A 9,089-nucleotide genomic window follows, 5' to 3' on the forward strand; every position below is an offset into this window, starting at 1 on the left:
TTCCGACCCTCCCCAACTGCGTTCAGGAGGGTAATTTCAACCTTGCGAGCACGGTACTTCAAAACTGCACGACCTCCATTTCGGTAGTCGACAACCACTCATCGGTGAAGGTCACGTCCCACTGCCCATGGCAGAATCAAAACTCTTGACAGTGGCAGCACCAAAGCGATCACCATCGCGATCGGCAAAAACGCTGGCGTCCAGGTGCCCCATGAGTTGCCCAGGACAATTTGCTCGGGCAGCACGCCCATCAAAACAGCGGAGAGCAACACAACGGCACTGCACCACACCGCGACCGTTCTTCCGATCCAAGCTTTGGGCTTTCCCGGTTGCCGAATGGCTTGCACGAGAGCGACCAAGACCATGGCCAGTTTCACCCACAGCAACCGAGGGATCCAGTCTGGAATCTGCAGAACGCCAAGCCGAAACTCCTGCAGCATGACCTCCCACTCACTTTGGCTGACAAACCAAGATCCCAAGCGATACGATCCCCAAATCAACAGCCCACTGACCAAGAACGTGACCGCCGCCGTGACTCGGCGATCGGCCATCAACGCCAACCACAACATGGCCACACCGCGCCCAACCAAAATCATGGTTGAGAACATCGCAATCGCCAGTGAGACTCGAATTCCCATCGCGAAGGAACTCACTCCGGTCCCCGATGCCATCGACTCGGCCCATCGATTCCAAACCGGCTGATTGGTAGGAATCGAGAAAACTCCCAGCACGCCAAATGTGACCACCGACGCGAACAACACCAACCGTGTTGTTCGCCACACTTTGATTGCCGCCAAGACCTCTCGCGAAACCGGGCTGACGGCCAACAACAATGGCATCGCCCTGCCCTGCGGACCTCGTTTCACACCGCTGGTCTCTCCCCAACCGCCCGCCGTCGACACAGCGGTGTACGTCAACACGATCAAACTAGCGACCACCACAGAAGCAAAATTCAGTGGCAAAGAAGCCAGCAACACAAGCGTGGGCACACCGATCCACGCGATCATGGACCACCGCATTGTTCGTGACTGACGACTATCAAACCACGCCAGCGCCGATGCTTGCCCACTTCGCCGCACTGACGCCCCCGCACCGAGAATCCGTTCGCCGATTGAAGATGCAAACTCACGGATCTTCGCCGTGACCGAACCGGCATCATCCAGTCCATACGAGTTGGCTCGAGCCAGCTCCAATGATCGATACGTGATCCAAAGAGTTCCGCACCAAAGCAAGAGCAACGGCCATGGCAAATACCCCAGCAACAACCATTTCGGATGCCCCGCATCCAACGCCACAAACGGCCAACACATTGCCATGTATCCGGTCGGAATCAGCACCAGCAAGGTGAGGACTCGATACCCGTTCCACGAAAATGGTCGCCAACAAAACGCTAACACCGCCATCGATCCGGTGCCGAATGAAATCCACAGGGCAGGAAAAATCCAACGCTCATGTTCACCGAGGCCCGCCATCGACAACTCAATCGTGGACGCGATCATCAGCAACGAAATCGCGATCGCCGCATGCCGAGCCACAGCAGCGACCAACAACAGCCGGCTCGATGGAATCGGACTGCGCAGTAGGAATGCGTCGAATCCAGAGGCTTTCCGCTCAACATCCGGCCCCGACCAATCAATCGCGAAAATTGACCACAACAGCAACGGAGCTTGCGTCACCGCCATCACCCCCGCGATCACATTGGACGCCAACAAGACATCCGTCCCAAACAATCGGTGTATCCAGGCGGCCATGACGACACCGATCAAGGACAGCAACCAAAGCCTTTGCCACACACCGCCCCAGCGAGCCCAAAGCAATCTCGCCGCAGCGAGACTGTCCTTCTGCCAATCGGTCCGGCGGTCGCTTTCGAACTTGTCATTCGTGGGCAAATCAGTCCGCGTCGATCGCTGAATCGGTGATGTGCTCATGACGAAGTCTCCATCGTTGCACCTTCACGACCGGATGTTTGGTCATCGCGAGCCTCTGCCGTCACGGATTGCCGCGGGGCTCGCACATGGGCTTCGAACAATCGTTTCAGCGTCACGTGACGGCTTTCGATCCATTGCCACTCGGGCGGCAACGCGGTCGGCGACAACTCGGATTGCCGAGGCACCAAAAGCGACCATTCACCGTCTTCCTGATGCCAGCCCAAACCTGCTTCCACCGGACAATCTCTCCGAGCGTGCTGCGTCGTGATCGTCTCGTCACGCGATCGCAAGATCCATTCTTCGTAGCGTTCGTCGACCGCCATCATCGGCATGGATTCAATCAATTTGCCCTGATGCATGATCGCGACTTGATCACACACTCGGCTGACTTCGTCGAGCAAGTGACTGCTGAAGATCACAGTCCGGCCTTCCAAGCTGACTGTCCGAATGATCGCTTGCAAAATGTCATCGCGAGCGATCGGGTCCAGCCCACTGCCGGGTTCATCCAAAACCAACAAGTCCGGCTTGTGAGCGATCGCGGCAATCAAACCCGCTCTTGCTCGGCCGCCCTTGGAGAGCGAGCGAAGCTTGGCATCGGGCGACAACTCGAACCATTCACACAGTTCCGCCGCGTACGCTCGATCCCACCTCGGATAGATCGCTTCGCAAAATCCCGTCAAGTCACGAACTCGCATCCAAGTCGGCAAGCTGTCTTCCTCGGACAAGTACCCAATCCTCCGCATCACTTTTTCACGATCGGTGATCGGGCTGCATCCCAGCACGCGGACGCTGCCGACTCGCGGTTGATGCAAACCCAACAAGTGACGCAGCAGCGTTGTCTTGCCGGCGCCGTTGAGCCCCAGCAATCCGAACACGGTTCCCTGCGGGATCGTCAGCGAAACATCGTTCAGTGCTTCCGTCCGGCCAAATCGTTGACTCAGGTTTTCGACCACCACGGCATCTGGCACTGACGCTTGAACATTGTTCATGACGATTCTCCCCGTTTGCGTTGCAACTCTTCATCGCGACGGAGAATCCATTGCGACAACTCTTTCGCATCCACGCCCAGTCCTTGCGAGAGCACGAGCAATTGATCGATCGCGGGCTCAATCGCTTCCCGCTTCCCTTTCGCGGACATCGACGTCGGCGATGCCGAGACAAACGTGCCTCGGGTGCGACGTTTCTCGACCAAGCCCGCTTGTTCGAGTTCGCGATACGCTCGCGCGATGGTGTTCGGATTGACTCGCAATCGCTCCGCCAACGTTCGGATGGCGGGCATCTCGTCTCCGCCGGAAAGCTGGCCCGACAAAATTCGATGTCGAATCTGCTGGACCACTTGCTGATAGAGCGGCACGCCGTCGTCGGATAAATGAATCTGCACAACTGCCCCCTTGTGTTAACTCATTGATACAGATGTCGCGACGACGAGTCAACTGTTTTCTTGAATTTCCGCCTGACGCTCCGTCGTGCTCAGGTCGGAGACCGGTGCTCGTGCTCGTGCTCGTAATCGAAACCACGAGCACGAGCACGAGCACGAGCACGAGCACGAGGGCGAGGGCGAGGGCGAGGGCGAAGCAGCCAACATTTTTTCAAATTGCTTAGACAAATGACTCGCCGGGGCGCATCCTGTTGTTTGATGAGCCATTCCATCCCCTTTTCGAAACGCGTTTTTCAGTGCCTTGACCACATGGTGGTTCACGGCGGAGACGCGGTCGCCGGCCTGATCGACCTGACGTCGACTCGGATGGTGCGGTTTGCCACGACGATCACGCGAAATCAGCACGATGCGGAAGACGCGGTGCAAACCGTGTTGGTGAAAGTCACTGAGCGGCCGCGGCTGGTCCGCGATGCCGACCAACCGTGGAATTACTTGCTTCGAATGGTCCGCAACGAATCGCTCCTGATCACGCGACGCAAATCTCGCTGGAGTTTGGTCGACAACCTGACCGACCTGCTCACCGTCCGGCGAGTCGATGAACTGGAACAAGAAGAAACCGTCCGAGAGGTTTGGCGAGCCCTTCGAAAATTGCCCACCGAACAAAGCGAAGTGATCGTACTAAAAATCTGGGAACAAATGACGTTCCTCGAAATCGCTGACGTCCTGGAGATCACCCCCGGCACGTCGGCCAGTCGCTATCGCTACGGGATGCAGAAGATGACTCAGCTTTTGCGCGGCGACGTCGAATCGGAGGTGCCCACTCATGGCTGATCGCAACTCATTCCCGAACGACCGCTCGCCGGATCCAGGCGGCGAACACAACCGAAGCAATCACGGCTACGAATTGGACAACTGGCAACTTCAAAACGGCGATTCCGTTGAGGACTTGATTCGTAATGCGGGTCGCTACGTACGCCCATCGTCCGAACTTCGTCCACGAGTCCTTGAATCCGTTCGCCATCAAAACCAAACACGCAAACAAACCGGCGGAGCACTCGGAATGCTCGGTTTGGGAATGGCCGCCATGTTGTCGTTTGTTTGGGTGGGCCAATCAATGCAATCGATCGCCCCCCTTCCGCGGATGAGCAGCGACGAAGTGGAACAAGAGGCAGTGATGCGATCATCACGGACCAACCAATCACTGGACTGGGCATTGATGGAAGTGATGGATCAACATCGTCCAGCCAAACAACACCGTACAAGCACCGAGCCGACTCAAGATTCGGGAAGCCAACGATGAGCGACCCAAACTCGACGCCGCCGGCGACTTCTGATCCGCCATCAAACGTCTTCCATGACGGTCTGGCCGCCGCGGTAATGGCTCGCGTCCCCATCCATTTGGGATCCGGCGGCAGTGTTGACGGATTGCTGACACTGGAAAAAGTCGAGCTACTGAAGCGGCAACCCGCGGCAGAATGGCCGCCCCGTTACCGAGCCGCTCGAGAGGTGTTCGACCGCACCGGAAACATGCAGATCGTTTTGGACGGTTTGACCCACGACACGCGATCCGAAAAGAAACTCTCTCGTTTGCTGTGGGGGTCATGCATTTATCTGATGACCCTGGCAGTGATCGGCTACTTGGGTTTGACATTCTTCACGTACTTCATCGGCCCCAGCGTCAACGCTCTGCGCGCCGACATGCAATTAGTCCCTTCCACTCCGCAAGCTCCGCACTCAGATCCGATCGTGGATTATCTGCCAAGCGTGCTGGCCGTTGCCCCCTTCGTCCTACTGGGTACATGCCTGTTGATCTGGATCACCGGTGGTGTCTCACGATGGGCCGCTCGACTCGGAGGATCGGCGTTTATCCGCGACAACGCATCCGCCGTCGCGATGCGGTTGATCGCCGCGATGGCCAAGACCAATGTGCCAGCCGAAGAAGCCGTGAACCTAAGTTGCGATCTTCTCGATAGCAGGCCTGACACTCGCAACCAAGTCCAGACCACGCTTCGCGGCCGCGTGCTCAACGCTTCCTCCGAAACCACTTTGCTGCGACTGGGGACTCACTTCAAAACGAGTGCTTCCAATCGCATGAGCGTATTGAAAGTCGTGCTTCCAATCGTGCTGACGGCTTTGATCGGCGGCACCGGAGTGATGGCATACAGCTTTGCTTTGTTCAATCCGCTGGTGTCGCTGATTCACGACCTTTCCAAGCCCACTCGGGACCTTCCCGCTGGCAACCTGCCGAAAACGCTAGCTCCAACGCCGCCCGCTGCACCTCAACCCATCGCGCGAGAAACAAACGATCCAAATGAGGCCGGTTCCTTCGTTGGCGCAGTCTCACCCCGGCATACGAACGAGTTAGCAATTGAGCTTCCAGGAACTGAGCTTCCCGGATCACAACGCGAGCAAGGCGACCGTACGATGGACTTCCAAGTCCGTCGACCACAACGGGCCAACACCCCGGTGGCGGAAGCTTTCGTCCAGCCAGGAGTGACGTCATGAATGACACTCCGGATGAAGAAGTGACTCCTGAACTGGTTGCCCCCGGAACACCTGGGCTGCAACACGTTCGAAAACAAATCGAACAACTGCTGTCGCGACGATCCATGATCGCGTTGCAACTGCATCAAGCCGCTCAGCAATCTGTTGGCCATGTGGCTCAGCAAATGGAATTGATGAGCCGCTGGTTCGACCAACCGGTGACCGCCGACGACGTGCTGCATCACCCCGAAGCACTTGCGATCTGCCAACCGATGCTGACGGCTCCTCAAGACAATCGCTCCGCTGAGGTTGCCGACGAGAAGACCAGACTCGAAGACGCGGTTCGGCGATGGGAAAGCACATTGTCCGGCCGACCAACCCGAAATCGCTTGTGGGTCATTCTCGTTTACCCACTGGTTCTCGCCTTCGCCAGCATCACGATCTTGATGATCATCTGCGTGCTACTGGTGCCAGCCTTTGAAGAGATGATGGACGAGTTCGGCTTAGAGTTGCCGTTGCCTACCAAAGTGGTTTTCGCGATTTCTCACTTCACTCGCGACTATGGCTTGGCGTTATTGTTCACTGTCATCGCAGCTTTTGTGGTCGCGCAACTCATTCGCTATCGGTCTCGCCGGATCGGCCAACACCCGCCGTGGGTTCGATTGAGCCATCGCCTATTCACACCCGCCCGATTGGTTTGGGCATCGTGGGCTGAACATGTTGCGATGATGTTGGACGTGGGCCTGACCCGACGGGAGGCCTACCAGATCGCTGGTGAAAGCAGTGCTCCGGGATGGATGTCAAACCTCAGCGAAGGATGTGTTGAAGCAATCGACGACGGCCGAACACCTTTGACAGGACCAACACACATCCATGGCAAGCCGTGCCATCTGATGATCCACGCCGTGCAAACCGAACCGATCCAACAGCAATCCAACTGCATGCGAGATGTCGCCGCCATCTATCGCGATCGCGAACGACATCGACGCCGCGACATTTTGATTTGGGTATCGCCAATGATCGTCTGCATGCTTGGGATGACCATTGGTTGGGTGATGATTGCTCTCTTCATGCCACTCGTCGAACTCATCAGTGGGTTGTCATGAACACTTCATTCACATCAACGCACGACAACACACCCGATGGCTTGTTGGCTCTTTCATCGATCCCGCAGCGAGCCCTCGTGCGAACATTGCTGGTCGCTCATCAAGAACGCACGAATCCCGCGAAGTGGGTGCATCTTCTCGCAGCCGAATTCGGTGGCCCCGTCGGAATGCGAATGAACCATTTGGCGATGCTCCTGAAAGCGGGCACGCCCGTCGCGGATGCACTGGAACAAACACCGGGCATCTTGGCTCCCTCCGGTTTGATGGCCATTCGTTTGGCAAGCGAAACAGGAACCCTGAGTGAAACCTACGAAGCACTGATCTCCGATCAAGGATTGGAATCTGAATCCACCGATTCCAGTTGGCAGAATCCGCGATCCGAGTTCACTCGCGTGCTGCTCGGATTCATTGTCGCTTGGTTCATCCTGACATTCATGATGATCTTCATCATGCCGACTTTTGAAAAGATGTTCGAGGAGTTTGGATTGGAACTCCCTGCGATCACTCGTTTGCTGATCTCGGTCAGCCATCGTGGAGGCGAGTTCTTCTTTTTTGGCGTCGCAATTTTCGCGATGCTGTTCCTGGGACGCTTGCTGTTCTTTGGAGAGAAACGTCCCCAACGATTCAATCCGTTTCGATGGCACGAACGCTTCGTTCCGCCTTCGGTCAACCTGCTGTCACTGCTAGCAATCGTGGTCGGTTCCGGCCGGCCGATTGCCTCGGGACTGGAAACCCTTTCGAAGTGTCATCACGTTCCCCAAACACGACGTCGACTCGCCGCGTCATGCGAACGAATTGAACGAGGCGAAGATCCCTGGGCGACGCTGGCCAGCGAAAAGATCTTGACCACCAAAGAATCCCGAGCGTTGTCGGTGGCCGCGTCGAGCGATGTCCAATCCTGGCTGCTGCAATGGCTGGCGGAATCTCGCTTTGACCGGCGTTCGATTCGCCGTCACCTCCTGACGCAAGCGATCGCGTTGGCCAGTCTGTTTCTGCTGGCCGCTGCCGTGGCTTGGGTCTGCATCGCGATCTTCCTTGTCCTCACCAGTCTGATCGGAGCCCTCGCGTGATGAACCATCGCTCCACAATCCGAACCGTGCCATCGCGAAACGCCTTCACGATGATCGAATTGGTGGTCGCCGCCTCCATCATGATCGCGCTGATGTCAGTCGTTACCTCGTTGACGTTTCGTATTCACGGGGTTTGGAAAGACACCAACCAACAACGCATCGCGACCTGGGCGGTATCCAGCGAACTCGAACGGATCACGTCTCTTCCGGCCGATGAAATCGCAACCGCTCTGCAGGAACTCGAGGCATCCGAAGAACTCCAAAATGCATTGACTGAACCCGAGTGGTCAGGCGACTTCATCGACGATGAACTCGGCCCACGGGTCGCTCTGCGATTGGATTGGAAACGCCGCCATCCGGGCACACCTCTCGAACTGGTTGGCTGGGTTCTGGACACAACCGCCAAAGAGGAGACGTCGCAATGAACCGCTCTCCCAAACGACACGCTCATTCCTTGGTTGAACTGATGATCGTGCTCTCGGTGCTTTCATCCCTGATCACTGTTTCCATCGGCTGGATTCACCAATCCATGAAACTCTCCAAACAAATGAACTCCCGGCAAGCTCACCAAACCAACCTGACACGCTTGACACGGATCCTCCGGGACGACGCCCGCGCCGCCAACGCCGCTTCGGTTGACGGCCAAACGTTGACGCTGCCCTCGTTGCAAGTCGTGTATCAAGTCGAAGGCCCAGTGATTCAGCGGACCGAACAAATCGACGCGAACACCACGCGAACGGATGTCTTTGAATTGCAACCGGGTTCTCGCGTGCACTGGATCGAAACCGAACTGCCAACGGCCATCACACTGCAAGTCAAACGTTCCAGTGGCACGCCGATCCCAAGTCGGTTGCCACCATCGGACGATCCGAATACGGCAAACTCAGACACAACCGATCGCAACGATCTTCATTTGCGAATGGAACTGAATCGATACGCGCGATTTGGAGTGAAGCCATGAAACGCACAGTGCCTGAACAGCCTCATCCCAGCGACATGCCGCTCTCTCCCTCCAACATTACCTCCACTCTTCACGCTCCCTTTGGAAGGAGGTCGTGCAGTTTGTCGAGGCCGCGTTTTAGCTGGTTTCAGCATTCGAGAACCTCTCCCGAAACGAAGTTTT

General features: G+C 56.8%; 10 protein-coding genes. 7 read left to right on the plus strand and 3 right to left on the minus strand.

All coding sequences use genetic code 11. The features are described 5' to 3' along the window. Nucleotides 1-98: 98 nt before the first annotated feature. From RE6C_RS00130 to RE6C_RS00140, 3 genes are read right to left on the minus strand one after another with little or no spacing between them, the layout of a single operon-like run. Nucleotides 99-1,928, minus strand: a complete 1,830-nt coding sequence (locus RE6C_RS00130; protein ID WP_008652704.1) for a hypothetical protein — start codon at nucleotides 1,926-1,928, stop codon at nucleotides 99-101. Next, nucleotides 1,925-2,917: an ABC transporter ATP-binding protein gene (locus tag RE6C_RS00135; RefSeq protein WP_008652706.1), complete on the minus strand. Its 993-nt coding sequence runs from the start codon at nucleotides 2,915-2,917 to the stop codon at nucleotides 1,925-1,927. Before RE6C_RS00135 ends, RE6C_RS00130 begins: the two co-directional genes overlap by 4 nt. Beyond that, nucleotides 2,914-3,309: a GntR family transcriptional regulator gene (locus RE6C_RS00140; protein WP_008652707.1), complete on the minus strand. Its 396-nt coding sequence runs from the start codon at nucleotides 3,307-3,309 to the stop codon at nucleotides 2,914-2,916. Before RE6C_RS00140 ends, RE6C_RS00135 begins: the two co-directional genes overlap by 4 nt. A 255-nt stretch (nucleotides 3,310-3,564) precedes the next feature. On the opposite strand from RE6C_RS00140, the gene RE6C_RS00150 reads away from it, so the two are divergent. The 7 genes from RE6C_RS00150 to RE6C_RS00180 are packed head-to-tail and all read left to right on the plus strand — an operon-like array spanning nucleotide 3,565 to nucleotide 8,927. Further along, entirely contained in the window at nucleotides 3,565-4,137 is a 573-nt protein-coding gene (locus RE6C_RS00150; RefSeq protein ID WP_236616136.1) for an RNA polymerase sigma factor, read from the plus strand. Then, complete coding sequence (locus RE6C_RS00155; RefSeq protein ID WP_008652711.1) at nucleotides 4,130-4,606, plus strand: hypothetical protein; 477 nt, start codon at nucleotides 4,130-4,132, stop codon at nucleotides 4,604-4,606. The genes RE6C_RS00150 and RE6C_RS00155 overlap by 8 nt, the downstream gene beginning before the upstream one ends. Further along, nucleotides 4,603-5,811 carry a hypothetical protein gene (locus RE6C_RS00160; RefSeq protein WP_008652713.1) on the plus strand — a complete coding sequence of 403 codons (1,209 nt, stop codon included), beginning with the start codon at nucleotides 4,603-4,605 and terminating at the stop codon, nucleotides 5,809-5,811. The genes RE6C_RS00155 and RE6C_RS00160 overlap by 4 nt, the downstream gene beginning before the upstream one ends. Further along, on the plus strand, nucleotides 5,808-6,896 hold the full coding sequence (locus RE6C_RS00165; protein WP_008652714.1) for a type II secretion system F family protein: 1,089 nt from the start codon (nucleotides 5,808-5,810) through the stop codon (nucleotides 6,894-6,896). Before RE6C_RS00160 ends, RE6C_RS00165 begins: the two co-directional genes overlap by 4 nt. Next, nucleotides 6,893-7,966 (plus strand): type II secretion system F family protein, encoded by a 1,074-nt coding sequence (locus RE6C_RS00170; protein ID WP_008652715.1) that lies wholly within the window; start codon nucleotides 6,893-6,895, stop codon nucleotides 7,964-7,966. Before RE6C_RS00165 ends, RE6C_RS00170 begins: the two co-directional genes overlap by 4 nt. Further along, a complete protein-coding gene (locus RE6C_RS00175) occupies nucleotides 7,966-8,391 on the plus strand; it encodes a type IV pilus modification PilV family protein (RefSeq protein ID WP_008652716.1) in 426 nt (141 codons plus the stop codon). Before RE6C_RS00170 ends, RE6C_RS00175 begins: the two co-directional genes overlap by 1 nt. Then, a complete protein-coding gene (locus RE6C_RS00180; RefSeq protein WP_008652717.1) occupies nucleotides 8,388-8,927 on the plus strand; it encodes a hypothetical protein in 540 nt (179 codons plus the stop codon). The genes RE6C_RS00175 and RE6C_RS00180 overlap by 4 nt, the downstream gene beginning before the upstream one ends. The last annotated feature ends 162 nt before the right edge of the window (nucleotides 8,928-9,089 follow it).

It is taken from the genome of Rhodopirellula europaea 6C (assembly GCF_000338295.1).
GTDB classification, from domain to species: Bacteria; Planctomycetota; Planctomycetia; order Pirellulales; family Pirellulaceae; genus Rhodopirellula; species Rhodopirellula europaea.